This window comes from Micromonospora sp. ABR4_055 (assembly GCF_056160425.1).
In genome coordinates this window covers 1-26,083 of the sequence record NZ_JBSWXD010000026.1, presented here as the reverse complement: position 1 = coordinate 26,083, position 26,083 = coordinate 1, and the positions used below count along the sequence as shown (strand labels likewise).

Sequence of the window (26,083 nt, the reverse complement as noted above, 5' to 3'; positions counted from 1 at the left end):
GCCGCTGACCGATTGCCCGCCGGGCGTCAGCCGGACTCGGCGAACCGCTCCACGTCGTCGATCCTGCCCAGCACCAGGACGATGTCGCCGTACATCAGGACGGTGTCCGGGGTGGCGTAGGTGAACCGGGCGTCCGGGCCCCGTGCCTCGCTCTTCACCGCCACCACCGTCACGCCGTACCGGGACCGGACCCGCGACTCGCGCAACGGCACGCTGACCGCGTCCTGCGGCGGAGTCGTCTTGACCATCGCGAAGTCCCGGTCGACCTCCACGTAGTCCAGCAGCCGCCCGGTCAGCAGATGGGCGACCCGCTCGCCCATGTCGTGCTCCGGCAGGATCACGTGATGGGCGCCGACCCGTTCCAGGATCCGGCCATGCTGCCGGCTGATCGCCTTCGCCCAGATGTCCGCCACGCCGAGCTCGGCGAGCAACGAGGTGGCCAGGATGCTGGCCTGGATGTCGGTGCCGATGCCGACCACCGCCCGGTGAAATTCGTTCACCCCGAGCTGGCGCAGCGCCTCGACGTCGGTGGCGTCGGCGGTGGCCAGATGCGGCAGCTGCCCGCTGTAGCTCTGGGTGGTCCGGGCATCGCCGTCGATACCGAGCACCTCGGTGCCCCGGTTGTTGAGTTCGACGGCGAGCGCCCCGCCAAATCGGCCGAGCCCGATCACCACCACCGGTTCGTTGCGTGCGTCAGCCAACGATGATCCTCTCCTCCGGAAGTTCGTAGCGCCGGCTCCGTTCCCGCAGCGCCAGTGCCGACGCCACGGTCAACGGCCCGATCCGGCCCATGAACATCAGCACGACCAGCAGGACGTCGGCCGCTGGTGGCAGGCCGGCGGTGATGCCGGTGGACAGCCCGACGGTGCCGAACGCCGAGACGACCTCGAACAGCACCTGGTCGAGCGGGTACCGGGTCATGGCGAGCAGGGTGAAGGTGGCCACCGCCACCGCGCCGAGGGACAGCAGCAGCACCGCGAGCGCCTGCCGCTGGTTGCCCTCCGGCACCCGACGGGAGCCGACGTTCACCCGGGTCTCGCCGCGCATCTCGGCCCACAGCACAAAGGCCAGCAGGCCGACCGTGGTCACCTTGACCCCGCCGGCGGTGCCGGCGCTGCCGCCACCGATGAACATCAGGATGTCGCTGAGCAGCAGACTCTCCGGCCGCATGGCCGCGATGTCGACGCTGTTGAACCCAGCGGTACGGGTCATCACCGAGGCGAAGAAGCCGGCCAGCACCTTGTGCGCGCCGTCGAGTGGGCCGAACGTCGCCGGGTTGCGCAGCTCGACCAGGGTGAACACGATGGTGCCGACGGCCAGCAGGCTGGCCGTCAGCACCACGGTGATCCGGGTCAGCACCGACCAGAGGCGGGGACGGTGCCAGCACCGGAGCAGTTCGAAGACCACCGGGAAGCCGAGTCCGCCGACGATCACCGCCAGGGCGACGGTGGTGGTGATCCAGGGATCGACGGCAAAGCGCATCAGACTGTCGGCGTACAGGGCGAAGCCGGCGTTGTTGAACGCCGAGACCGCGTGGAACACCCCGTGGTACGCGGCCCGACCCCACTGGTAGTCGTAGCCGACCGCGAACCGTACGGTCAGCACCAGCGCGACCACGAGTTCACTGGCCAGGCTGAACAGCACGATGTTGCGCACCACCCGGCGGACGTCGCGCAGGCTCAGCGTCTTGGTCTCCGCCTGGGCGAGAAACCGGGCCCGCAGGCCGAGGCGGCGGGACAGCAGTACGGTGAACAGCGTCGCCAGGGTCATGATGCCCAGTCCGCCGATCTGGATCAGGCCCATGATCACCAGTTGGCCGAACGCCGACCAGTGACCCCCCGTGTCGACCACCACCAGCCCGGTCACGCAGACCGCGGAGGTCGCGGTGAACAGGGCGTCGATCAGCGGCGGCGAGGTGCCGGACCGGCTCGCCGCCGGCAGCATCAGCAGCGCCGTACCGAGCGCGATGGCGGCAGCGAACCCGCCGGCGATCACCTGGGCCGGGTGCTGGAACCGGTCGGCACCGCGCCGCCACATCGGGACCCGCCACCGACGACGCCGGCCAGCCGAGGTCGCGGTGGGGCCGGTGGCGGGCCGGTTGCCGCCATCAGGCAGCCTGTCGGGCATGTCTCTCCAGGATCCGGGGCCCGACCCCCACCGCGAGGACCGAACCGCCAGGTGGGAGCGCCAGACAGCGGCCGGGTTGACCGTGCTCGCCGTGGCGTTCCTCGTCGTCTATGCCGCGCCCATTCTCTACCCGCAGATGCCGGCGCGCTGGCACGCCGTGTGTGTCGCTGCCAACATCGTGATCTGGGCGCTTTTCTGGGTCGACTACCTCGTCCGGCTGTGGCTGGCCGGCGACCGGTGGCGGTTCGTCCGCGCCAACCTGTTCGACCTGATCGTGCTGCTGCTGCCCATCCTCCGGCCGTTGCGGATGCTCCGGCTGGTCACCGCGGTGCTCCTGCTGACCCGACGCACCGAGGTCTGGGCCCGTGGCCGGCTGGCGCTCTACGTCGGCTCCACCACGGTACTGCTGGTGATCGTCTCCGCGCTGGCGGTGCTGGACGCCGAACGCAGCCATCCCGACGGTGCGATCAACACCTATCCGGACGCGCTGTGGTGGTCGGTGGTCACCATCACGACCGTCGGCTACGGCGACTACTACCCGATCACCAGCACCGGCCGGTTCGTGGCGCTGGCACTGATGATCGGCGGTATCGGCCTGATCGGTTTCGTCACCGGCTCGCTGGCCAGCTGGATCGTGGAGCGCATCTCCGCAGCGGGCGAGGCCGACACCGCCGAGTCGCCGGCGACCCGCGCCGACGTCGTCGCGCTCACCGAGGAACTCGCCGCGTTGCGGGCCGAGGTGGCCGGATTGCGGGCCGACCGCCAGCCCAGTGCCGAGCTGCCCGGACCACGGCCGGCCGACCGGTCCGGTTGACGCCTCGTCGGCGGGCGGCGCTCGGCGGGCAGAGTCAGGCCCGCAACTGCGGCAGTACGTCGGTCGCCACCTCAGCCAGCACCCGCTCGTCGCCGGCGTACCAGCTGCTCCGGCGCGGCCAGTGGGTGATCACGTCGGTAAACCCGAGCCCAGCGGCCCGGTCGACTGCGGCGGCGAAGAAGTCGGCGCTGGTCAACGAAAAGACCGGTGCCGAATCCAGCGACAGGTACCGGCGCAGGCTGCCGGAGTCCCGCCCCGCCCGGTCCAACGCCGTGTCGCACCGCTGCGCCAACTGGCCCACCGAGGCCCACCAGGCGGCCTGGTCGTCGAAGACGGTGCCGGTGGTCACCCAGCCGGTACCGAACCGGGCGGCCAGGTCCAACGACCGGGGCCCGTTGGCGGCCAGGACGAACGGCACCCGGGGGCGCTGCCGGCAACCAGGGGCGCTGCGGGCGTCGACCGCCCGGAAGTACCGGCCCTGCCAGGTGACCCGGTCGGTCCGCAGCAGCAGGTCGAGCAGCTCGACGAACTCGGCGTACCGGTCGGCGCGGGCGCGCGGGGTCAGCGGCGGCATGCCGAGGACGGTGGCGTCGAAGCCGAGCCCGCCGGCACCCACCCCGAGTAGCACCCGGCCGTCGGAGATGTCGTCCAAGGCAGTGATCTCCCGGGCGAAGTGCACCGGGTGCCGGAAGTTCGGCGAGGCAACCAGGGTGCCCAGCGGGATCCGGGAGGTGATGGACGCGGCGGCGGCCAGCGTCGGTACCGCGTCGAACCACGGCCCGTCGACCAGATCCCGCCATCCCAGATGGTCGTAGGTCCAGGCGTGGTCGAAGCCCCACTCCTCGGCCTGGCACCAGCGGCGCGACGTCACCGACCACGGCTCGTCCGGCAGAATCACAATCCCAACCCGCACGGTCGATACCCTACGCCCGGATGTCCCGTCAGGCCGGCTGGCGTTCCCTGCGGTGAATGTCCATCCGGCCACGACCGAACGCGTCGATATGGCCCCACCTGCCGGGAATGTCCAATAGTTCGATCCGGCCCATGCTGATCGGCAACGCCGGGTCGACCACCAGGTGCTCACCCTGCGGCTCCAGGCCGAGCAGGGTCCGCAGCAGCAGCAGGGTGGCCCCGGTCGACCAGGCCTGCGGGCTGCAGGAGGTCGGATACTCCACCGGATACTTGGTCAGCGCCCGGTCGTAGCCGCCGAACGCCTCCGGCAGCCGGCCGTTGAAGTACTGCGCGGCGTTGATGATCCCGTCGGCGATCCGGGCCGACTCCTCGACGAAGCCGTACTTGCGCAGGCCCCAGGCGATGAACGAGTTGTCGAACGGCCAGACCGTGCCGACGTGGTAGCCGATCGGATTGAACCGGCCCTCCCCCTCGGCAAGGGTCCGCACCCCCCAGCCGGAGAACATCCGCGGGCTGACCAGGTGCTTGGCGATCTTCTTGGCCTTGCCGGCATCGACGATGCCGCTCCACAGCAGGTGGCCTATGTTCGACGACAACGCGTCGACCTGGCCGCCCTCCGGGTCCAGCGCGAGCGCGAAGTACTCCCCGTCGGCGACCCAGAAGTCCCGGTTGAACCGATGTTTCAGGTCGGCCGCCTCCCGCTCCAACTGGTCGGCGTACCCCGGGTCGTGCCAGATCTCGCGGGCCAGCCGGGCGCCGCGCATCTTGGCGTCGTACGCGTACCCCTGCAGCTCACAGGTCGCCCGGGGGTAGCCGGGCAGCCGGCCGTCGCGGTAGCAGATCGCATCCCAGGAGTCCTTCCAGCACTGGTTCTCCAGCCCGGTCTCCTCGTTGCGCCGCTCGTACCACAGGTAGCCGTTATTGAGCAGATCACCGTAGGTGTCGATCCAGCACAGCGCCTGCCGGGCCTCGACCTCCAAGGCCCGGACCAGCTTGACGTCGCCGCTCCACCGCTCGTACTCGTCGAGCAGCACGACGAACAGCGGGGTCGAGTCGGCTGCTCCGAAGTACGGAGTGTGCGGCTGCTCCTCGAAGGCCGACGACTCGCCGTACCGGATCTCGTGCAGGATCTTTCCCGGTTCCTCGTCCCGGAAGTCGTCGAGCTTGCTGCCCTGCAACCCGCCGAGCAGCCGCAGGGTAGACGCCGCCAGCTCCGGAGCGAACGGCAATGCCTGCAGGCTGGTGAAGATGCTGTCCCGGCCGAACATGGTGGCGAACCACGGCACACCGGCGGCCGGCACCGACTGGCCGGCCAGCGACAACGGGGTGTAGCGCAGCGCGGCCAGATCCACCAGGCTCCGCCGGTACGTCGACGCGAGCGGCTCACACTCGCAGGACAGCCGGGGTGCCCGGGCGATCCACTCGTCCAGTTCCCGGCGCATCTCCGGCTTGGCCCGGTCGAAGTGCTGACCGAGCATCCCTTCGCGCAGGTCACGACCGTCCGGACCGATCGCGGTGGTCTTCACCTTGATGTGGGTGACCCACCGGCCGTGCGGCTCGACGACGATGGTGAAGCTGAGTCCGTGCTCGTCGATCGCCGCCGGCTCGCTGCTGGAGATGACCGTCTCCCGGTGGAAGCTCTCCCGCTGGTAGCCGAGCCGCAGGCAGTCCCGGTCGACGTGGGCGTAGTGCTTGCCGACCTTGTTCCGGACGTCCTTGATCTCGAACAGGTCGGCGAAGTCACTGCCCGCCTCCAGCCGGACTTTCAGCTCCACCGGCTCCTGGGCATGGTTGAGAATGGTAATTTCCTCGTCGAAGCTGCCGCCCACCCAGCGCTGCCGGATCACCGACATCTCGGCATCGACGTAGTGGGTCGGCTCGCCGGGCACCAGGAAAAACCGTGCCTCGAAGTACTGCAGGTCATCGACCGACAGTGAGGACAACCGCTCACCGTCAATGGTCAGCTGCCACTTCGACAGGAACCGGGTGTCGAACGAGAACAGCCCGGTGGGTGCCGCCGGAGAGGCGTCGATGTCGCCCTGACTGTCACTGACCACGAAGGTGTTACCGTCCAGGATACTGACCATTCCCTCGGTCATTGCTCAGTCCTCTCCCGCCGGGCGAACGCGCGTGGGTCGTGGGAACCGGGTGGGCCGGGCATCATCCGCTCGATCAGGATCAGCAGGCGAAGATCGCCGAGCACCATGATGTCGCCGCGTAACATCGCCGCCATCGGGTTGATCTCGCCCCGGGCCATCCCTTCGAAGACCTCCTGATCGGTACGCAGCACGCTCTCGGCGTCCCGCTGCTCGCGCACCAGGCTGGCCCGGCCGTCATCGAAGGTGACGAACCAGTAGTCCACCTGTTCGTCGTGTGCCAGGTCGAACCGCACCGTCCCGGAGATCTGCCGCAGCAGCGCCGCGTTCTCCTTTTGGCCGAGGCGGTCGAAGAACTCCCGCGTCGCCGGCATCGGTTCACGCGCCGAGGCCGTCCGTGTGGTCTGCGCCCGCTGCGTCGTCTGCGGCATGATCCGCTCCCTCCACCCAGTGGCAGGGTCGCGGCCGATCGGGTGGTACGGCATCACCCGTACCGGGTGAAGCCGGCCCGGGTGTCAGGGCAGAGCTCCGGTACCCGGTCAGTCGGCGGAGATGCCGTACGCAGTCCAGCCCCGGTCGCGGAACCCGGCGGCCGAGGCCACCTTCGCCGACGCGGCGTTGCCCACCGCGTGCAGGTAGGTGGGGACGGCGCCGCCGTCGAGCACCCGACGGGCGGCCTGGGCGACCAGCCGGCGGGCCAGACCACGATCACGGGCCGCCGGTACGGTGCCGACCGCGATCTCCTGGCCGTGCGCGCCGTGCCGCTTCAGCCCGACCCCGGCCAGGAACGTCCCCTCGGCGTCCCGGGCGACCAGCACCGGGTTGGTGAACTGCCGCAGCCAGGGCGGCAACGACTCGTCAGCGGAGTCGATCCAGTCCCCGGCGTCGGGCAGCGGCGCCGGCGCCAGACAGTACCGGAACACGGTGCGCTGCGCCCGCCAGCCAGGACGGCCGACCGCGGTGGGCAACTTGGCCAGCAGATCGGTGAGCGGCAGGTCGGTCAACGCGCGTACCGCCTCGACCTTGTCGGGTGGCACGGACAGCACCGCGCCGCCGGGCGCCCCGACGCCGACCACCGGATGGGGTCGGCCGTCCCAGCCCGGTCGAATCCGCCGCTCCGAGCCGACCACCTGCAACGCCCGGCCGGCCGGCCACTGGCCCAGCCAGCTGACCAGATGATGGTAGAGACGCTTGTCCAGCACCCTGCCTGCCTCCTGCCGTACGGGACGGCCGGCGCGCCGCCCTGATGGAGAAGCCGTTCCCCGCCCGGACATGCCGCTATCCGGAAGTGCCGCTGTCTGCCCTGCCGAAAGTATGCAGCTTTTCCGGCCGATGTGGTCAGTTGGCCGAAGATGTGCGAACCAGTGTCCGGATCTGGCGCAGCAGCACCGACAATGCTGCGAGGTCGGCCGGCGAGTGGGCGAAATCCTCCATCGCCCGCCGTACCCGGGCCACCGCGCTGGCGTTGTCCTGCTCCCACTGTTCGGCCCGGTCCTGCACCGCCACCTCGCCCGGGGTGGCGGTGAGCACCTCGACGGTGAGCGCCGCCAGCGCGGCGTACAGGTCGTAGCGCAGCGCGGTGCGGGCCAGCGTCTGCCAGCGGTCCCCCCGGGGCAGCAGCGAGATCTTGCTCAGCAGCCAGTCGACCCGGAACCGTTCGGACAGCATGAAGTACACCGAGGCGACCTCGGTGACGTCACAGCCGGTGTCGGCGGCGGTCTCCACCACGTCGAGCAGCCCGAAGCTGTACATGATCCGAGTGGCCCGATCGGCGAGATCCGGCGGCAGGCCGCGACCGGTCATGGTGTCGACGTGGGCCCGCAGCGACTCCCGCTCGTCGCCCCGGAAGTAGTCGCCCAGCTCCGGCAGCAGCCGCGACACCCCGTCGCGCAGCCGGGCGGTCTCCCCTGGCACGTCCAGCGGGGACTTGCGGTTGGTGACCAGCCAGCGGACAGCCCGGTCCAGTAGTCGCCGGCTCTCCAGATAGACCGATACCTGCGCGGCGGTGCCGACCACGTTGTCCAGCGCGTCGATGTCTGCCCACAGCGTGTCGAGCCCGAACACGTCGCGGACCACCACGTAGGCCCGCAGCACGTCGGCCGCCGACGCTCCGGTCTCCTCCATCGTCCGGTAGACGAAGGACATGCCACCCCGGTTGACCGCCTCGTTGACCAGGCTGGTCACCACGATCTCCCGGCGCAGCTGGTGGTCGGTCATCCGGGCGGCGTACCGCTCGCGCAGCGGGGTCGGGAAGTAGTTGGCCAGCACCCGGTCGGTCCACGCCTCGTCGGGCAGCCCGTCGGCCAGCACCTGTCCCTCGATGGAAATCTTGGCGTAGGCGAGCAGCACCGCGAACTCGGGCAGGGTCAGCCCGTCGGCGCCGGCACGGATCCGCTCGGCCAGATCCTCGTCGGACGGCAGCGCCTCCAGCTCCCGGTCCAGCTGCCCCGACTGTTCCAGGTCGGTGATCATCCGCCGGTGCACCGGCAGCAGCGGACGCGCCTGCGCGCAGGCGTTGGCCAGGGCCCGCGCCTGGTCGTAGTTGTCCCGCAGCACCAGCGCGGCGACCTCGTCGGTCATCTCGGCGAGCAGGGCGTCGCGCTGCGGCACGGTCAGCTCCCCGTCGGCCACCGCACCACCCAGCAGGATCTTGATGTTGACCTCGTGATCGGAGCAGTCCACCCCGGCCGAGTTGTCGATGAAGTCGGTGTAGATCCGCCCGCCGGCGATCGCGTACTCGATCCGGCCCCGCTGGGTGAGCCCCAGGTTGCCGCCCTCGCCGACCACCTTCGCCCGCACCGACCGGCCGTCGACCCGGATCGCGTCGTTGGCCTTGTCGCCGGCGTCGACGTGCGACTCGCCGGAGGCCTTGACGTAGGTGCCGATGCCGCCGTTGAACAGCAGGTCCACCGGGGCGCGCAGGATCGCCCGGATCAGCTCCGGCGGGGAGAGCAGGTCGACCCCGTCGTCGAGGCCGAGCGCCGCGCGGACCTGCCAGCTGACCGGCACCGACTTGGCGGTACGCGGGTACACCCCACCGCCGGCTGAGATCAGCCCGGTGTCGTAGTCGGCCCACGACGACCGGGGCAGGTCGAACAGCCGCCGCCGCTCGGCGTACGAGGTGGCCGGGTCCGGGTCCGGGTCGAGGAAGATGTGCCGGTGGTCGAAGGCGGCGACCAGCCGGACGTGTTCGGACAGCAGCATGCCGTTGCCGAACACGTCACCGGACATGTCACCGATGCCGACCACCGTGAAGTCCTGCCGTTGGACGTCCACCCCCAGTTCCCGGAAGTGCCGCTTGACCGACTCCCAGGCGCCCCGCGCGGTGATGCCTATCTTCTTGTGGTCGTAGCCGGCCGACCCGCCGGAGGCGAACGCGTCGCCCATCCAGAAGCCCCGGGAGATCGAGATCGCGTTGGCCACATCGGAAAAGGTCGCGGTGCCCTTGTCTGCGGCGACCACCAGGTACGGGTCGTCGCCGTCGTGGCGCACCACCCGTTGCGGCGGCACGATCTGCCCGGCGACGATGTTGTCGGTGACGTCCAGCAGACCGGAGATGAACTGCTGGTAGCAGGCCACCCCCTCGGCCTGGGCCGCCTCCCGGTCCGGTGGCTCGGCCGCCGCCCGACCGCGTGCCGTACCACCGGGCTGCTTCACCACGAAGCCGCCCTTGGCACCGACCGGCACGATCACCGCGTTCTTCACCATCTGCGCCTTGACCAGGCCGAGCACCTCGGTACGGAAGTCCTCCCGCCGGTCCGACCAGCGCAGCCCGCCCCGGGCGACCTCACCGAAGCGCAGGTGCACGCCCTCGAACCGGGGCGAGTAGACGAAGATCTCGTACGCCGGCCGGGGCGCCGGCAGGTCCGGGACGGCCTGCGGGTCGAGTTTGATCGCCACGTACGGGACCGGGCGGCCGTCGGCGCCCCGCTGGTAGAAGTTGGTCCGCAGGGTGGCCAGGATCAGCGTCAGGTAGCTGCGCAGGATCCGGTCCTGGTCGAGGCTGTCCACCTCGTCGAAATGGCGGCCGATCACGGCGACCAGTTCCTGGCCGCGCCGGCGGCGGCGCTCATCGTCGACGTCGGGCCCCGGCGCGAACCGGGTCTCGAAGAGTTGGATCAGCAGCGCGGCGATCGCCGGGTAGGCGACGAAAGTGGACTCCATGTACTCCTGGGAGAAGACCGCGCCGGCCTGGCGCAGGTACTTCGCGTACGCCCGCAGCACTACCACCTGCCGCCAGGTCAGCCCGGCGCGCAGCACCAGCTCGTTGAGGCCGTCGATCTCCGCCTCACCGCGCCAGGCCGCCGAGAACGCGTTCTCCACGTGCGGCCGAACCTCGGCCATCGCTCGGGCGCCGACCGGCAGCCGCAGCCCGAAGTCGTACAGGTAGATCCGCTGGTCGACCCGGTCGATCTCGTACGGCCGTTCGTCGATCACCTGCACACCGAGAGAGTGCAGCACCGGCAGCACATCGGACAGCACCATCGGTTCGCCGTACCGGTAGACCTTGAACCGCACGTCCCGCTCGTCGACCCCGGTACCGCCGGGTGGCCGGAACAGGTGCATCTCCAGCTGGCCGGGCTCCTCCAGCAGTTCCAGCTTGGCCAGGTCCTGAACCGCCTCGTACGCGGTGTGCTCCTCCTTGTACCCCTCCGGGTAGGCGTCGGCGTACCGCCGGTGCAGTGACTTGGCCGACTCGTCGCCCAGCTTGCGTTCCAGCACCAGCCGGAAGTCGTCCTCCCACAGCCGGGTGGCCTCGGCGAGCAGTTCAGCGAGCCGGTCCGGGTCCAGCTCGACGGGGGGCGACGCCGGGTCGGTACGCACGATGAAGTGCACCCGGGCCAGCATCGACTCGGTGACCCGGGTGGTGTAGTCGACGCCGACCCCGTTGAGCTCGCGCAGCAGGATCTGCTGCATCCGCAGCCGGTTGTGCGTGGTGAACCGGTCCCGGGGCAGGTAGATCAGGCAGGACAGGAACCGCCCGTACCCGTCGGAGCGCAGGAACAGCCGCAACTGCCGGCGGCCGGCCATCCGCAGCACCCCGAGTACGGCGTGGTAGAGGTCGTCGGTGCGGATCTGGAACAGCTCGTCGCGCGGGTAGGTCTCCAGGATCTGCAGCAGGTCCTTGCCGGAGTGGCTACGCGGGCTGAGCCCGGAGCGTTCCAGCACCTCGGCGACCTTGCGCCGGACCACCGGCAGCTCCTGCACACTGGTCCGGTACGCGGCGGTGGAGAACAGCCCGAGGAACCGGCGCTCGCCGACCACCGCCCCGGCCGAGTCGAAGACCTTGACGCCGACGTAGTCGAGGTAGGCGGCCCGGTGCACGGTGGCCCGCGAGTTGGCCTTGGTGATGATCAGCAGCCGCTGTTCCAACGCCTTCGCCGCCGCCTGCGGGGTCATCGAGGTGAGCGGGCGCGGCCGGGTCTGGTCCTGGCGCAGGATGCCGAGCCCAGAACCGAGCACCGCGACCAGCGCCTTTTCCCCGTCTCCGCTGTCGACCAGCCGGTACTCCCGGTAGCCGAGGAAGGTGAAGTGGTCGTCGGCCAGCCAGCGCAGCAGTTCGACCGAGTCGGTGAGGTCCTTCTCCGGCACCGGCGGCGCGTCGGGTGATCCGGGCTCGGCCCGGTCGAGTTCGTCGGCCAGGGCCAGGGCCTGCTGGCGCATCCGGGGCCAGTCCTCCACCGCTTCCCGTACGTCGGTGAGGACCCGCTGCAGGTCACGGCGCAGCCGGTCCAGGTCGCCGGCGATTCGGATCGGGTCGATCTCGATCCGGATCCAGCTCTCCACCAGGTCGCCGTCGATCGCGTCGTCCGGCTCGACGTCGGCCGCCACCTCGGTGAGCTGGCCGAGTGGTTCGCGGCGGACCACCACCAGCGGGTGCACCAGCAGATGGACGTCGAAGTGCCGTTCGGCCAGCAGCGCGGTCACCGAGTCGACCAGGAACGGCATGTCGTCGGTGACGATCTCGACGATCGTGTACGGCCGGCCGTCGCCGGGCGGGGTCAGCCGCAGTTTCAGCTCGCCGGGCAGCCGGTGCCCGGCCAGCTCCCGGTGCGCTCGGGCGGCGTCGAGCATCTCCTGCGGACGGCAGCCGACCAGCTCCTCGTCGGCGGCGAACCGCCAGAACCGGTCCACCAGGCAGGCGGCGTCGTGGTCGGTGTCGGCCAGCGACACCGCCTGGGCGATCAGCCGCTCGGCGCTGGGCATCGGTTCGTCGTACCCGTTGTCGTCGGTGTCGTCGACCACGGCGGCCAGCGCCGACTCCGGCGGCGCGAACGTCTGGAGGTCGAACACCTCGTCCGGATCCAGCTCGGACTGGCGGTGCGGCCCGGCGCTCTGCCGGCGACGCTGCCCGTCACCGCCCGAGGCCTGGCGTTTCGACTTCGTGACCGGACGGCGGTTCATTGGCGCAGACTCCCCTCGGCCCCACCACGCTGTGGGGTCAACCTCGGCCAAGCCTATTCCTCCCGGATCGTCGTTCCGACGGCACACCGGCCCCCTGTCGTCGGCTTGGCGACACCGTTTGACCACGTCGTGTGATATGCCCTGGACGAAACGGGACAGCGGTTCATCCGGTACCCCGAGGGACAGCGGTCCATGCGCACACGTACTACCGTTCCGGTGTCCGCCATGCGTCCGGAAGGGGGCCGTCGCATGCGCCGCAAGGCGACCGTCGCGATCGCGCTGCTACTCGCCGTCACCACACTGACCAGCTGTTCCTCCGATGACGGACCGGACGCCACAGTCGCGGCCTTCATCGACGGATGGCACTCCGGTGACCTTACCGACATCGGCTTCATCACCCCGGCCGGCGAACGGTTGCCCGCCACCGACGTCACCGAGGAGCTGACCGCCCTCGTCGGCGATCTGAAGGACACGCCGCCGCAGCTGCGCCCGGACGGCGACGCCGAGGTGACCGAGGACATCGCGACCGCCACCATCGCCGTCGAATGGACGCTCCCCGGCGATGTGCGGTGGAGCTACCCGACGTCGGTCCGGCTACGCCGGGGCGCCGACGACGCCTGGCAGATCATCTGGGAGCCGACGATCGTCCACGAGCGGCTCGGCAGCGGCGACCAGCTGGCACTGAGCCGGCTCGCCCCGCCCCGCGGCGCCATCCTGGACGGGGCCGGGCAACCGATCGTCGCGCCGCGCCCGGTGGTGGTGGTCGGCGTACAGCCCGGCGAGGTCGACGACCCGGCCGCCCTGGCCGCCCAGCTCGACGCCGCGTTCCGGGCGATCCGACCGGCGATCAGCCCGCCGGTGGACGTCTCCGGGCTGGCGGACCGGCTCGACGCGGCGAAACCGGACGCCTTCGTCGAGGTGGTCACCCTGCGCGAGGAGGCGTACGAGCAGATTCGGGACCGGATCTACGAGCTGCCCGGCACCAAGTTCCGCCGGCAGGAGTGGGACCTGGCCCCCACCCGGGAGTTCGCCCGCGCGCTGCTCGGCACCGTCGACCCGGTGCAGCGGCAGGACATGGAGGCGCACCCCGGCCGGTACGAGGTCGGCGACCTGGTCGGCCACGGCGGCCTGCAGGGCGGGTACGAGGAGCGGCTACGCGGCGTACCCGGGTACTCGGTGCAGATCGTCGGGACCGCACCGGACGGCAGCGTCTCCGGCGACGAGGTGGTGTTCCGCGCCGAGGCCCAGCCCGGTGAGCCGGTGAGGACCACACTGGACACGGCCGTGCAGACCGCCGCCGACACCGCGCTGGCCGACGAGGGGCGGCGCGCCGCGCTGGTGGCGGTGCGGGTCAGCGACGGCGCGCTGGTCGCCGTCGCCAACGGCCCCGACGGTGGTACGGAGAATTTGGCGTTGACCGCGCAGGTCCCGCCCGGCTCCACGTTCAAGATGGTCAGCGCGCTCGGGCTGCTCGAAGCCGGCGCGGTCGACCCGGACGCGCCGGTCGACTGCCCGAAGACGACCACCGTCGACGGGCGCACGTTCACCAACTCGGACGGCTTCGAGCTGGGCCGGGTGCCGTTCCGGACCGCCTTCGCCAAGTCGTGCAACACCACCTTCGTCGAACTGGCCCCGCAGCTGGAGGCGGACGGGCTGGCCGAGGCGGGTCGGCTGCTCGGGCTGGAAGGCGAATGGCGGCTCGGCGTGTCCGCCTTCACCGGCGCGGTCTCCGCCGGTGGCCCACCGGCGGAACGGGCCGCCGCCGCCTTCGGCCAGGGCACCACGCTGGTCAGCCCGGTGGCGATGGCCGGCGCCACCGCCGCGGTCGTCCGGGGGCAGTGGCGCCAGCCGACGCTCATCGTCGAGCCCGCGCCGCCGTCGGCGGTGCCGGACGGCCCGCAGCTGGACCCGGCGGCGGTGCAGGCACTACGGACGATGATGCGTGAGGTGGTCACCGATGGCACCGGGCAGGCGTTGCGGGACGTGCCGGGCGAGCCGGTGCACGGCAAGACCGGCACGGCCGAGTACGACGACGACCCGACGAACACACACGCCTGGTTCATCGGCTGGCAGGGCGACCTGGCCTTCGCCGTCTTCGTCGAGCAGGGCGGGTCAGGGTCCGGGCGGGCGGTGCCGATCGCGGAGGAGTTCCTGCACGAACTCGCCGCCGGATGAACGGTGAAACCACCTGCTTGACCAACACAACGGTCATCGCTACCTTTTGCCACGACGCCCCGACACACTCGGTACGGGTGATGAATGTGGATGTCCGTGGCTGAGGTCTGGTTCGGTGTACTGGGCCCGCTGGCGGCGCAAACCGGATCGCAGACGTTGGCCATCGCCGGGCCCAGACAGCGCAACGTGCTGGCGGTACTTCTGGTCAACGTCAACCATTCGGTTCCCGTCTCGGAACTGGCGGTCGCCGTCTGGGGAGACGCCGCTCCCGAGGCCGGCCGGCGCCAGATCCAGAACGCGGTCTCACAGATCCGTGCCACACTGGCCCGTTACGGACACGCAGGGCCGCAACGGAACGAGTTCGGCTACAGCCTCTGCGTCGCGCCCGAGAACCTGGACCTGCTCCAGTTCGAGCTGCTTGTCGCCAGGGGCCACGAGTTCGAAGCCGACGGTGATCTGGCCCGCGCTGCGGACAGCCTGCGCGCGGCCCTCGCACGGTGGCGTGGCCCGGCACTGGCGGACCTGGGCGGCGACCGGATCCGTGCCCTCGCCGCCCACCTCGACGAACGGCGGCTGGCCGTCGTCGAGACGTACGCGCGGCAGGCGCTGGCCAGCGGCCCGGCCGACCGGCTGGTTGACGACCTGGCCGGACTCGCGAAACGCCATCCGCTTCGTGAGCGGCTGACCGCCGCGTACATGCATGCCCTCTACCGGGCGGGCCGGCAGGCCGACGCGCTGGCGGCGTACCGGCAGGCGGCGACCTCCCTCGGCGACGAGTTGGGGGTCGATCCCGGCCCGGAGCTCGCCGAGATGTTCCAGCGGGTCCTGCGTCACGATCCAGCGCTCGATCCGCCGCCCGCCGCCCGCACCGCGAACCGGCGGTCTGCGGCACGCGACGAGCCCTGGCCGTCCGGTGACGGGTACCCGTTCAGGGATCGCCGGAGCGGACCGGTTGTCGTACCGGCGCAGTTGCCGGCCGACGTCGCGGAGTTCACCGGTCGCCAGACCGAGCTTGACTGGCTGGATGGGCTCCTGGACGCCGGGTCAGCTGCCGATGCCGGGACGGCCGGGTCCACCGTCACGGTCGCCATGATCTGTGGCCTGGCAGGTGTCGGAAAAACCGCGCTCGCGGTGCGCTGGGCGCGCCGAGTCCTCCACCGGTTCCCGGACGGTCAACTCTTCGTCGACCTCCGTGGTGCCGACGAACACGACCCCCTGTCCCCGGCGGAGGCGCTGAGCGGATTCCTGACGGCGCTGGGTGTGCCCGGTGTCGAACATCCGGACGACCTCGCCGCGCGTGCAGCCCGGTTCCGCACCGCAGTCGCCGGCCGCCGGCTGCTCGTCGTGCTGGACAATGCCGCGACCGCCGAACAGGTACGGCCGCTGCTTCCAGGCACCGGATCGTGCATGGTGCTGATCACCAGCCGGGACACCGTCGCAGGGCTGGCCGCCGTGCAGGGCGCACGGCGGCTGACACTCGATCTGCTGCCGGAGCCGGATGCCGTCGACCTGCTGCGCCAACTGATCGGCGCGCCGGCGGTCGCCGAGCCCGAGGTCGCCGCCGGGCTGGCGATCCGCTGCGGGCGGCTCCCACTCGCGCTGCGGATCGCGGCCGAGCTGGTGGTCTCGCGTCCGGACACGGACCTCGCAGGGCTGGTGTCCGAATTATCCAGGTGGCAGGGCCGGCTCGACATTCTGGATATCGGTGACGATCCGCGGGCAGCGGTCGGCACCGTCTTCTCGTGGTCGGTCCGACACCTGCCCGAGCCAGCTGTCCGGGTGCTACGGCTGCTCAGCGTGCACCCCGGCCCGGACCTCGACGCGTACGCCGTCGCGGCGTTGGCCGGGACCGGACTCGACCCCGCCCGGCTGGCGATGGCCAGGCTCGTCCGAGCGCACCTCGTCCACCCGACCCGGCCCGGTCGGTTCGGGATCCATGACCTGGTACGCGCCTTCGCGGCCGGACTGAGCCGCGACACCGACACCGGGACCGACCGGCGGGCGGCCCGGCAGCGGCTCTTCGACCATTACCTGGGCACCGCGAGCACCGCCATGGACCGGCTGCATCCGGCCAACCGACCGTACCGACCCGATGTCGCGCCGCCGACCCCGCCGACGCCGGACCTCTCCGATCCTGCCGCCGCCGCCCGCTGGCTCGACGCCGAACTGGACAACCTGATCACGATCTCCACCTACGCCGCCGGCCACGGCTGGTCACGACACGCGGTGGCGCTGTCGGGGGTCCTGCACCGGTATCTCGTCAACGGCCAGTGGCCGGCTCACGCCCGCACCGTCCACACCAACGCGCTGCTGGCCGCGCGGCAGGTCGGTGACCCGGGCGGGCAGGCCCGGGCGCTGCTCGGTCTCGGCAGCGCACATTTCCACGCCGCCCGCTTCGGGCCGGCCGCCGCCCGGTTGAAGCAGGCCGCCGCACTGTTCCGGCACACCGCCGACCGCACCGGAGAGGCACGGATGTTGGGCACGCTCGGCTGTGTCGAAGCCCGACAGGGCCGGTACGGGTCGGCGATCGGCAGCCTGCGGCGTTCGGTGACGCTCCTGCGGGAGCTCGGCGACCGCAACGGGGAGGCCAACGGCCTGAACAATCTCAGCTGGGTGGAGCTGGACCTCGGGCGCCCCGAGCAGGCCGCCGGGTACAGCCGGCGGGCGCTCGGCCTGTACCGCGACATCGGCGACCCGGTCGGCGAACCACATGCCCTGCTCAGCCTGGGCAGGGCCGAGGCGATGCTCGGCCAGCCGCAGGTCGCTTCCGCTCGCTACGAGCAGGCCCGGCGACAGTTCCTCCGGCACGACGACCGGTTCGGGGCCGTCCTGGTCCGCCTCAGCCTCGGCATGTTGCAGAACCAGCTCGGCGAGTGGACCAACGCCGCAGAACTACTCACTGAAGCGTTGGCGCTGGCTGCCGGTGACCGGGCCAGGGAGGCGGAGGTGCTCAACGAACTCGGCATCGCCGCCCACGGCGCCGGCAGATGGGTCGACGCCGTCTCCCGTCACTCGACGGCTCTGGCGGTCGCCACCGATACCGGCGTGCCCCGGGAGTGTGCCCGGGCCCATGCCGGCCTGGGGCGGGCGTACCGGGGCAGCGGCGACCTCGACCGGGCACGACAGCATGCCGAGGAGGCGGGAGCCTGGTACGCGCGGCTTGTCCCCGCCGCTCTGCCAGAATGACGGGCCTCGACCAGCGGATACGAAGCAGGGCACGACCGGGCAGGCACCCGTCGATGCGTTCGACGGGTGCCGCTGGAACCGGCCGGTCAGGATCCCCGGGGCTAAGATCCAGGAACGACGGAGAAGCCGAAACACCCGAAGAACTGTTCTATCCCGTAGACGGGGAACATCATATTGTTCCTGGTGACCGGACCGTAGACCCCGTCCTTGGAGATTCCGGCCTCTGACTGGAGCCACCTGATGGCCGCCTCGGTTTTGGCACCGTAGATTCCATCAGTCGCCAGACCCGCGTTGTAACACTTGTTGAGTACCCACTGCAAACGAGTCACACCGTGGCCACTGCTACCCCGACCAAGGACACAGTTCGCGTTGTTCCCCGACGATACCGGGGCTGCCAGATTGCCGCCGGTCGACGTGTGCTGGAACGTGTGTTCCGTGTCGCACTGTGGATACGCGGCCGCCGCGCCGGTGGAGCCTCCGAAGACGAACACCGCCGTGGACATCAGGACCAATACGAGAGTGAAGGAGACAAGACCGTTCCCCCGCACCCCAACGAATACCGGTGATCTCATTGACATCTCCTTTCCGACAACTGGCTCCACCGTTCAGCGGTAAACGTCGACCTGATTGGCGATGACCCCGTTCGCCTTGTAGTCGGCCCGATGCGACGGGTAGTTGTTCTGGATGCAGATGGTGTAGCACAACTCGTAGTGCCCCTGGGCGTAGACCCGGTACGCGGAACTACTCGGATTCGAGATCCACTTGTTACCGGCGCCCCGCCAGTTCCAACCCATACCGACTCCGACATTGGCGCTGGTGTTCTCGGTGACGTCCACCTTCGCGGACCCGTTGAAGCACCACCGCACGCGGTGCTGCCACGTGTGCTGAGTGACGCCCAACGACTTGGACGTCAAATTGCGCCGATGGATCCAGCACTCCGTCGCGGCCACGCCGAAAGTCGGCGCCTCCTCGACTGACTCGGTGACGACGATCAGCATCGGGGTGCGGCCGGCGGCGGCCGATCCTGTCTCGACGTACACGGTCTCGGTGAAGGTACGGGTCTGGCCGACCCGCAGTTGCGAGGAATCGGCCACCGGCCCGGGCGCCGCGGCAGCGGCCGGGGCGGCCGCTGCCACCCCGGTCATGGACAGGGCCGCAGCCAGCACACCCATCGCCAGTCTCTGTACTACTCTCACGGATCCTCCCGATGCTCGTCAGTGGCACGGCCGGCGGACCGGATCGGATCAGGTCGGATCGGATCGGATCAGGTCCGTACGGCCCGCTGGACCGGGCTTGCCGGTCGCGGAGAGTCTGACACCCACTGTCCTCGATCCGTCCCGCAAGTTTCATCGGGAAGACGCTTCGGGCAACCGCAGGGCCGTGGTCGGGCTGGACGGCGTCGCAACGGGCCGCGTTAGCTCATCGATTCGAACGCGCGCACGCTAGTCGACTTCGACGGACGGTGGCGGTCCCACCAGCGGCACGTTGCCGGCCTGCACCGGTCCGTCCTCCGAACCGGACGGTGCCGCGCCCTCCTCAGGGAGGGGTGTGTTGGTGGAGGGAGGGGCTGGGGGGGTACCGACCGCACCCGGCCGCGGTCCGTCGGCGACACCGACGGGCGGTACGGCGCGCCGCAGCCGCCCCGGCTTGGCCGGCGCGGGGACCGGCGCGGCGCCTCCCGCCGCTGGGACGTCCTCCGCCACTGGGGCGTCCCGCGCCACCGGGGGCGCATCCGCCACCGAACTCGCCGGTCCGGCCGACTCCCGACCGGCGTGCACCGGCCGCAGGCCGGCCACCAGGGTCGAGACGATGTCGGCCGCGTAGCTGCTGTCCGGGTCGTAGTCAGGGTCGAAGACGGTCAACTCGACGCCGAGGCAGTGCGGGGTGTCGACCAGGTCCGCGAGCAGCAGCTCCAGCTCGGCGAAGGCGATGCCGCCCGGATCCGGCGCGTCGACCGCCGGCATCACCGCCGGGTCGAGCACGTCCACATCGACATGCACCCAGTAGCCGGCACAGTCGGCCAGCTGGTCGCGGGCCCACTGGGCGCTACGCGCCGCCCCCTCCGCACGCAGCTCCGGCACCGGTCGGGTGACGATCCCGGCCGCCTGGAGATCCAGCCGGTACTCGTCCTGGGCCCGGATGCCGAGCACCACGACGTCGATGTCCCGGAAGTACGGCCGGCGGCCCTCGATCCCCGCCAGATCCGGCTGGCCCCGGCCGGTGACCAGGGCCAGCCCTTCGCCGGCCGCCGCACCGACGTAGGAGGCGTTGCCGGGATGCCGGAAGTCGGAGTGCCCGTCAACGTAGACCAGGCCGATCCGCCCGCCGACCGCCTCGCCGAGCCGGTGCATGGCGAGCGCCCCGCCGAGCAGGATCGAGCAGTCGCCGCCCAGCACCACCGGGAACTCCCCGGCGTCGATGACGGCACCGATCCGCCCGGCGAGGGCGATCGTGTACGCCGAGATCGACCCGGCGTGGCAGACCCCGTCGCCGGGTCGCCAGTCCGCCGGGTCGTACCGGGGCGGGGTCAGACACCCGGCGTCGCGGGCGCCGAGGCGACCCACCAGCTGATGGTCCCGAAGTGCGCCGGGCGCTTTCGCGCAGCCAGGCACCGACGTCCCGGTCGGCGGTCGCAGACCGAGGTTCGACGGTGCGTCCAGTACGGCGATCCGGCGCATCGGCGGGGCTCAGAACAGTGCGCTGGCCAGTGCCCGGCGGGCCCTGGTCACCGCCGGGTCGTCCGGACCGGCCATGGTGAACAGCGACACCAGGTGTTTGCGGACGGTCTCCCGGTCGTCGCCGGCGCTGCGCCGGACCAGGTCGATCAACCGCTGGTACGCCTGCTCCGCCTGACCGCCGAGCACCTCCACGTCGGCGGCGAGCAGTTGAGCCGGAACGTCGTCCGGTGCCGACGCCGCCGCGTCGAGCGCGGCCGCCGGCTGCACCCCCTGCACCCGGCGGGCCAGGGCGACCTGGGCCAGCCCGGCCTCGGCGGCGGTGTCCGCCGGCGCCTCGTTGAGGATCTTCCGGTAAGCCTGCTCCGCAGCGTCCAGGTCGCCCATCATCAGCGCCTCGTCGGCGGCGTTGAGCAGCGGATTCTCCGGCTCCTCGACGGTGACGCCGCCAGCTTTGAGCACGGCGCCGATCCACTGCCGCAGCTGGGCCTCCGGCACCACACCGGCGAACGCGTCGACCGGCTGGCCGCCGACGACGGCGTACACCATGGGGATGCTCTGCACCCGGAACATCTGCGCCAGGCGCTGGTTGCTGTCAACGTCGATCTTGGCCAGCGTCCAGGCGCCACCGCCCTCGGCCGCGAGCCGCTCCAGCAGCGGCGACAGTTGCTTGCAGGGCTCGCACCACTCGGCCCAGAAGTCGATGACCACCGGTGTGGTCATCGAACGTTCCAGAACCTCGGTCTGGAAGGTCGCCTCGGTGACGTCGATGACGGCACCGGCTGCCGCCGGTGCGCCGGCCGCCGGGCCGCCACCGGCCCGGGTCGGGGTCCCGTCCGGCCGGTTCCCGCCGGCCGGCGCTGCGCTGCGCAGCGAGCTGAGGTCTACCGCGCCGCGAGTGAAAATCGACGGGGTGGTACGTGGGTCGCTCATGGTTACCTAGTCTCGCACGCGCAGGGCGCGTCCCAACGCCAGCGCCACCGCCCCGAACAGCAGCATGACGCCGATCACGGGGAGCAGCACGGCGACCGGCCAGGGCCAGCGGACCGGGGCCAGCGGGACCGCCTCCTCGACGGTGACCGGCAGGTAGCTTCCGCTCAGCCACCAGGCGAGCAGCGCACCGCCGAGCCCGGTCACCGTGGCCAGCAGCACTGCGGGCAGCCCGCTCCAGCGCAGCGAACCGGCCGCCGACCGGGACGGCAGTCCCTGGGTCCGCAGCGCTGTCAGGTCCTCGGCGCGGCGCCGCCGTTCGACCATGGCGAGTAGCACCATCCCGGAGCCGGCGAGGATCACCGCCAGGGCGGCGGCGAGCAGGTGGAACCAGATCGCCAGGGCCGGTGCCTGCCGGTCCAACCCGGCCCGGAGCTGCTCCGGGGTGAACTCGCTGGTGACGGTAAGCCCGGCCGCGTCCAACTGCTCGGCGATGTCGGCCGGTGCCCGGGGACCGAGCCAGACCTGGGCCGTTTCAAGTCCGGTCTTCTCCGGCACCGCCCGTACGGCGTACTCCATGTCGACCAGGAAGCCGCGGTCGCCCAGCGCCGGCAGCGCCGGGACCGGGTCGACCTCGGACGTCAGCTGCGCACCGGTGGGCAGCAGCGCCGTGGTCGGGTTCAGCCCGGGCGGCCGGTCGTCGGCCAGGGCGGTCACCGCTGGCAACGGGTACGGCGTGTCGGCCGGCAGCGCCCACGGGTCGGGGGCGGCCCCGCCGGCGAGCAGTCGCAGCCCGCCCGAACCGGCCCCGGCCGGGTCACCGGACGGATCGCGCCAGCGCCGCCCGTCGGTGAGTTCCGCCGGGCCGAGCAACCGCTTCCCGTCGACGGAGAGGCCGGTGAGGGTCACCTCGCGGGCCTGCGAACCGGCCGCGCTGTCGGGGTCGGCCGCGCGGCCGATGCCCGGTTCGACCCGGGCGGACAGCCCGGCGAGCTGGCATCCGGCGGCACAGTCGACCGGGATCCGGTAGGTGTGCCGCCCCGGCCGGGCCGGCGTCGCTTCGGCCACCGCACGCCCCGACGCCGCACGCAGATGAACGGTGAACCACACGTCGTCGGCCGGTCCGGTCTCCTGCGGATCCGATGGTGGGCCGGTCTGCTCCGGATCCGCCGGCTCACCGGTCTGCCGCAGATCGGCGACGGCGACGACCAGGTCCACCGAGATCATCGTCCCGTCGACGGCGATCGGTTCGATGGCCTGCCGTCGTAGCGTCGCGGCGACATCCGCAGGGCCCGCCGGACCGAACTCGGGTCGCCAGCGGGCGGTGGCGGCCAGCGCCGACGTGTCGGCGAGCAGCACCGGAACGTCGGCGTCGGTGCTGGCGAACCCGACCGCCATCGCGTACTCGCCGCTCGGATCGACGGTGCGCACGGCGGTCAGCAGCGTCCCGGCGTCGACCGGCAGCAGGGTCAGCACCCGGTCCGCCCCGGCCTGCACCTCGGCCAGCGCCGCCCGCGACTGTCGGGCCACGTCGAACGCGCTGGCCGCGTACCCGGTCAGCACCACGGTGACGGTGAGCAACGTGAACAGCCGTTGGCTGGCCGGCTGCCGGGCCAGGTGCAGCAGCCCCAGCGCCGGGCCGAGCCGGCCCCGGCGCAGTGCGACGGCACCGAGCCGGCCAGTCAGCGGTGCCACCAACCGCGCCGCCAGCAGCGCCACGGTGACCCCGATCAACGCCGGCACCAGCAGCGACAGACCGACCAACTCGCTGTCGAACAGCCGCAGCTGCACCACGGCGACCACGGTCAGGGCCACCATCACCGTCTCCGCCAGCAGCGACGCCCACCGCCGGGACCGGGCCGGCACCCGGCGCAGCAGGTCGACGACCGGGCTGGCCAGTTCCCGGCGCTGGGCGGCCAGTACGGCGAGCAGCGCACCGACGAACGCGGCGCACCCGGCCAGCACAGCCGCCCCTGAGGAGACCGGAGCGAACCGGCCCTCCTCCAGTCGCAGGCCGGCGAGCAGCCCGACGGCAACCGAGCCGAGCAGGTAGCCGACCGGCGCGCCGAGGGTGATCGCGACCGCCGGCTCACCGGCGGCCAGCGTCCACCGGGTCCGCCGGGGCGTTCCGCGCAACGCGATCAGGCCCAGCTCGGTACGGCGGGCCACGGTGCCGGCGGCGACCGCGACGAAGACGACGAACAGGCAGAGGACCACCAGCGGGACGGCCGCGACCGGCACCACCTGCCGGGTCAACGCCTGTGCCGCCGAGATCCGCTCCAGCAGCGGGCCGACGTCGTCGGACAGGTTGACGTACCCGCCGCCGTCGGCGCGAACCTGCTCCTCGAGGCTGTCCAGCCGCTCACCGAGCGCCGTCAGCCGGTCCGGTCCCAACGCGGCGGACTCGGCCAGCGCGTCGACGCCCCGGTAGTCGCTACGCCGGTCGATGGCGTCTACGGCGTGCCGACCGGTGAAGACCGGTTCGCGGTAGGCGTCCGGCGCGCCGGGCACGAAGTACGGTGTCCGGCCCCAGTAGAGCGCATCCGGGTCCACCGGCTGGTAGACCCCGACGACGGTGATCCCGGCCGGTACCCCGCCCGGACGGTAGATGCGCTGCACCGGGTCGTAGTCGGCCCACGTGACGGTGACCGGTGTGCCGGGGGCCAGGTCGAGGCGTCGTGCCGTGTCCGCCCCGACCACGACCTCGTACGGCGACATCAGACACCGCCCGGCGACCATCCGCAGGTTGGCGCAGACGTCCTCGCGGAAGACCAGGTAGGAGATGTCGGTGCCGGCGGGTTCCAGCCCGAGCACCGGCATCTGCACTGTGTAGACGGTGCGGAAGCCGGGCAGGTCGAGCACGGCACCGGTGACGGCCCGGAAGCCGTCCTCCTCGCCGGGTGCCACGTCGGGGATGGACAGGGTGACCGTGCGGTCGGCGCGGTCGGCGGCGGCGATCTCCGCCGCTACGACGGCCCGGTCGGCGGCGGCCAGGTACGCCGGGCCGGTCACCGCGGCGGCGGTGGCGAACGCGCTCAACAGGAAGACGACCAGCGCCTGCCCGCGCCGGGCGGCGACCATGGACAGCAGCAGGGAGATCATCCGACGCCTCCGGGCCCGGCCGCCGGTGGGTTCGGCCCGGCCGGCGGGGCGACCCGGGAGTCGACGGCCCGGACCAGCCGGGCACCGGCGAACGCCGCGGCCGCGCCGAGCACCGCGGCCGCGACGAGCGTGCTCACCAGCAACGGGACAGCCTGTGGACCGATCCGCAGCGGCAGTACGGCCCAGTTGTCGACGAAGATCGGCATCGTCTGCCGGATCGGCAGCTGGGCGAGCACGGTGGCCATCAGGCCCACCACCACCGCGATTCCCACGGTGACGGCGTATCCGCCGTAGGCGATCCGGGTGACGGCGCGGGCCGGGAGCCCCTGGGCCCGCAGGGCGGCCATCTCGGCGGCCCGGTCGTCGCGTTCCACCGCCGCGACCACCGCCAGCGCCCCGGCGGCCAGCAGCAGCCCGATCAGTCCGGCGGCCAGCTGGAACCGCAGCGCCGACGGCGGACCCTGGCGGCCGAGCTGCTCGATCACCTCGGTCCGGGAACCGGTGTCGATGATGGTCAGCCCTTCGGCGGTGAGCCGGTCGGCCAGTTCCGCCGGCGCGTCGGGAGCGAGCCAGACCTGCGGCACGTCGCCGGTGCCGGCCCCGTCGGCCAACCGGTCGGCCCGCTCCAGGTCGACCAGGTAGCCGCGCAGCCGGGCCTGCGGCAGCGCGTCGGCCACCGTCACGTACCGCACCGGCAGATCCGCACCACCGAACACGGCGAGCCGTGGCTCGCCGGCAACGTCCGGGGCGAGCTCCGGTCCGGAGCGGACCACCGGCACCGGCACCGGCGCGTCGATCGGATGGATCCGGGTGGACCGCTGCCGGTCCGCCCGGCCGGGTGGCGGCGGGGTGGTGACGGTCGCGCCGTCCGGCCCGGTGGTCAGCCGGGGGCCGATGGCACCACCGGCGACCGCGCCACGCCAGTTCCCGATATCGCCGAGATACGCCGCGTCCAGCCGGGGTGTGGTGGCCCCAGCCAGATCGTGCAGGGTGATCGTGAGATCGGGCCCGGCCGGCACCGGTACGCCGTTCCGGGCTGGTTGGACCAGTTCGAGTGACGCCAGCCGGCAGCCGTCCGGGCCGCAGCCGGTCACCGTGGCGGGATGCTCGGCACGATCGGTGCCGAGCAGGTCGAACACCACCTGCACCGGGTCTCCAGCCGGGTCGACCAGGTGCGCCACGACGCTGACCGGCACCTCGTCCGGTCCGGTGGCGGTCAGAACCAGCGGACCGTCGCCGACCCGAACCTCGGTGGCCGGCGGGGTGAGCGCGGCGGCGACCTCGGCGGCGACCGGGCCGTAGCCGGGGTGCCAGGTGGCGACCTGGGCGAACCGGGAGGCGTCGACGGCGAGCACGTACTGGGCCGATCCGGGATTGTTGCCGACCACCGCCATCGCGTACCGGCCGGACGGGTCGGCGGCGCGGACCGCGGCCAGCAGGTGGGCCCGGCTGCGGGCCTGCACGGTGAGCACCTGGTCGGCGCCGGTGGCGTGGGTGGCGCGGACGGCCCGCGCGGAGACCGATTCGGTCCAGCTGCCGATCGCGGTGCCGAGCAACGCCACCCCGACGGTGAGCAGGGCGACCAACCGCGCGGTCCCCGGCCGGCGGGCCAGGTGCAGCGCGGCCAGCGCGGCGGGCAGCCGACCGGCGCGCAGCAGGAC

At 71.7% G+C, this 26,083-nt stretch carries 16 protein-coding genes; 3 read left to right on the top strand and 13 right to left on the bottom strand.

Translation table 11 applies throughout. The features are described 5' to 3' along the window. Positions 1 to 26 precede the first annotated feature (26 nt). A complete protein-coding gene (locus tag ACXAHD_RS09265) occupies positions 27 to 701 on the bottom strand; it encodes a potassium channel family protein (protein ID WP_281551297.1) in 675 nt (224 codons plus the stop codon). Continuing rightward, a complete protein-coding gene (locus tag ACXAHD_RS09260) occupies positions 694 to 2,127 on the bottom strand; it encodes a TrkH family potassium uptake protein (protein WP_475049786.1) in 1,434 nt (477 codons plus the stop codon). The genes ACXAHD_RS09265 and ACXAHD_RS09260 overlap by 8 nt, the downstream gene beginning before the upstream one ends. Between ACXAHD_RS09260 and ACXAHD_RS09255 the strand changes: the two genes are divergently transcribed. After that, positions 2,126 to 2,941 carry a potassium channel family protein gene (locus ACXAHD_RS09255; protein ID WP_281551299.1) on the top strand — a complete coding sequence of 272 codons (816 nt, stop codon included), beginning with the start codon at positions 2,126 to 2,128 and terminating at the stop codon, positions 2,939 to 2,941. The genes ACXAHD_RS09260 and ACXAHD_RS09255 overlap by 2 nt on opposite strands. A gap of 34 nt (positions 2,942 to 2,975) precedes the next feature. Here ACXAHD_RS09255 and ACXAHD_RS09250 read toward each other — a convergent pair whose 3' ends face one another. From ACXAHD_RS09250 to ACXAHD_RS09230, 5 genes are all read right to left on the bottom strand, one after another. Continuing rightward, a complete protein-coding gene (locus ACXAHD_RS09250; protein ID WP_475049783.1) occupies positions 2,976 to 3,854 on the bottom strand; it encodes an LLM class flavin-dependent oxidoreductase in 879 nt (292 codons plus the stop codon). Positions 3,855 to 3,882: 28 nt separating this feature from the next. Beyond that, positions 3,883 to 5,952 (bottom strand): amylo-alpha-1,6-glucosidase, encoded by a 2,070-nt coding sequence (locus ACXAHD_RS09245; protein ID WP_281551301.1) that lies wholly within the window; start codon positions 5,950 to 5,952, stop codon positions 3,883 to 3,885. Beyond that, on the bottom strand, positions 5,949 to 6,380 hold the full coding sequence (locus ACXAHD_RS09240) for an SCP2 sterol-binding domain-containing protein (protein ID WP_281551302.1): 432 nt from the start codon (positions 6,378 to 6,380) through the stop codon (positions 5,949 to 5,951). Before ACXAHD_RS09240 ends, ACXAHD_RS09245 begins: the two co-directional genes overlap by 4 nt. A gap of 108 nt (positions 6,381 to 6,488) precedes the next feature. Continuing rightward, a complete protein-coding gene (locus tag ACXAHD_RS09235; RefSeq protein ID WP_281551303.1) occupies positions 6,489 to 7,151 on the bottom strand; it encodes a GNAT family N-acetyltransferase in 663 nt (220 codons plus the stop codon). 136 nt (positions 7,152 to 7,287) lie between these two features. After that, positions 7,288 to 12,354, bottom strand: coding sequence for an NAD-glutamate dehydrogenase (locus ACXAHD_RS09230; RefSeq protein WP_281551304.1), 5,067 nt, complete (start codon positions 12,352 to 12,354; stop codon positions 7,288 to 7,290). Positions 12,355 to 12,603: 249 nt separating this feature from the next. On the opposite strand from ACXAHD_RS09230, the gene ACXAHD_RS09225 reads away from it, so the two are divergent. Together ACXAHD_RS09225 and ACXAHD_RS09220 are read left to right on the top strand one after the other, a co-directional pair. After that, positions 12,604 to 14,529 carry a penicillin-binding transpeptidase domain-containing protein gene (locus ACXAHD_RS09225; protein ID WP_475049780.1) on the top strand — a complete coding sequence of 642 codons (1,926 nt, stop codon included), beginning with the start codon at positions 12,604 to 12,606 and terminating at the stop codon, positions 14,527 to 14,529. 96 nt (positions 14,530 to 14,625) lie between these two features. Next, positions 14,626 to 17,715, top strand: coding sequence for an AfsR/SARP family transcriptional regulator (locus ACXAHD_RS09220; RefSeq protein ID WP_475049778.1), 3,090 nt, complete (start codon positions 14,626 to 14,628; stop codon positions 17,713 to 17,715). 101 nt (positions 17,716 to 17,816) lie between these two features. On the opposite strand, the gene ACXAHD_RS09215 is transcribed toward ACXAHD_RS09220, so the two are convergent. The 6 genes from ACXAHD_RS09215 to ACXAHD_RS09190 form a co-directional block, all read right to left on the bottom strand. After that, positions 17,817 to 18,287 carry a peptidoglycan-binding domain-containing protein gene (locus tag ACXAHD_RS09215; RefSeq protein WP_475049776.1) on the bottom strand — a complete coding sequence of 157 codons (471 nt, stop codon included), beginning with the start codon at positions 18,285 to 18,287 and terminating at the stop codon, positions 17,817 to 17,819. Between the two features lie 33 nt (positions 18,288 to 18,320). After that, positions 18,321 to 18,911, bottom strand: coding sequence for a hypothetical protein (locus ACXAHD_RS09210; protein ID WP_289213505.1), 591 nt, complete (start codon positions 18,909 to 18,911; stop codon positions 18,321 to 18,323). 246 nt (positions 18,912 to 19,157) lie between these two features. Next, positions 19,158 to 20,393: an arginase family protein gene (locus ACXAHD_RS09205; RefSeq protein ID WP_475049774.1), complete on the bottom strand. Its 1,236-nt coding sequence runs from the start codon at positions 20,391 to 20,393 to the stop codon at positions 19,158 to 19,160. A gap of 9 nt (positions 20,394 to 20,402) precedes the next feature. Then, positions 20,403 to 21,323: a tetratricopeptide repeat protein gene (locus ACXAHD_RS09200; RefSeq protein WP_278171101.1), complete on the bottom strand. Its 921-nt coding sequence runs from the start codon at positions 21,321 to 21,323 to the stop codon at positions 20,403 to 20,405. A gap of 6 nt (positions 21,324 to 21,329) precedes the next feature. Continuing rightward, positions 21,330 to 24,422 (bottom strand): FtsX-like permease family protein, encoded by a 3,093-nt coding sequence (locus ACXAHD_RS09195; RefSeq protein WP_475049771.1) that lies wholly within the window; start codon positions 24,420 to 24,422, stop codon positions 21,330 to 21,332. Continuing rightward, positions 24,419 to 26,083 (bottom strand): FtsX-like permease family protein (locus ACXAHD_RS09190; protein ID WP_475049769.1); only part of this gene is annotated, 1,665 nt, incomplete at its 5' end. The genes ACXAHD_RS09190 and ACXAHD_RS09195, both read right to left, overlap by 4 nt.

Excerpts from the sequence above, each read along its gene's own strand:
- ACXAHD_RS09255 (WP_281551299.1), top strand. The coding sequence starts at position 2,126 with ATGTCTCTCCAGGATCCGGGGCCCGACCCCCACCGCGAGGACCGAACC.
- ACXAHD_RS09260 (WP_475049786.1), bottom strand. The coding sequence starts at position 2,127 with ATGCCCGACAGGCTGCCTGATGGCGGCAACCGGCCCGCCACCGGCCCC.
- ACXAHD_RS09245 (WP_281551301.1), bottom strand. The coding sequence starts at position 5,952 with ATGACCGAGGGAATGGTCAGTATCCTGGACGGTAACACCTTCGTGGTC.
- ACXAHD_RS09240 (WP_281551302.1), bottom strand. The coding sequence starts at position 6,380 with ATGCCGCAGACGACGCAGCGGGCGCAGACCACACGGACGGCCTCGGCG.
- ACXAHD_RS09230 (WP_281551304.1), bottom strand. The coding sequence starts at position 12,354 with ATGAACCGCCGTCCGGTCACGAAGTCGAAACGCCAGGCCTCGGGCGGT.
- ACXAHD_RS09225 (WP_475049780.1), top strand. The coding sequence starts at position 12,604 with ATGCGCCGCAAGGCGACCGTCGCGATCGCGCTGCTACTCGCCGTCACC.
- ACXAHD_RS09215 (WP_475049776.1), bottom strand. The coding sequence starts at position 18,287 with ATGAGATCACCGGTATTCGTTGGGGTGCGGGGGAACGGTCTTGTCTCC.
- ACXAHD_RS09205 (WP_475049774.1), bottom strand. The coding sequence starts at position 20,393 with ATGCGCCGGATCGCCGTACTGGACGCACCGTCGAACCTCGGTCTGCGA.
- ACXAHD_RS09200 (WP_278171101.1), bottom strand. The coding sequence starts at position 21,323 with ATGAGCGACCCACGTACCACCCCGTCGATTTTCACTCGCGGCGCGGTA.
- ACXAHD_RS09195 (WP_475049771.1), bottom strand. The coding sequence starts at position 24,422 with ATGATCTCCCTGCTGCTGTCCATGGTCGCCGCCCGGCGCGGGCAGGCG.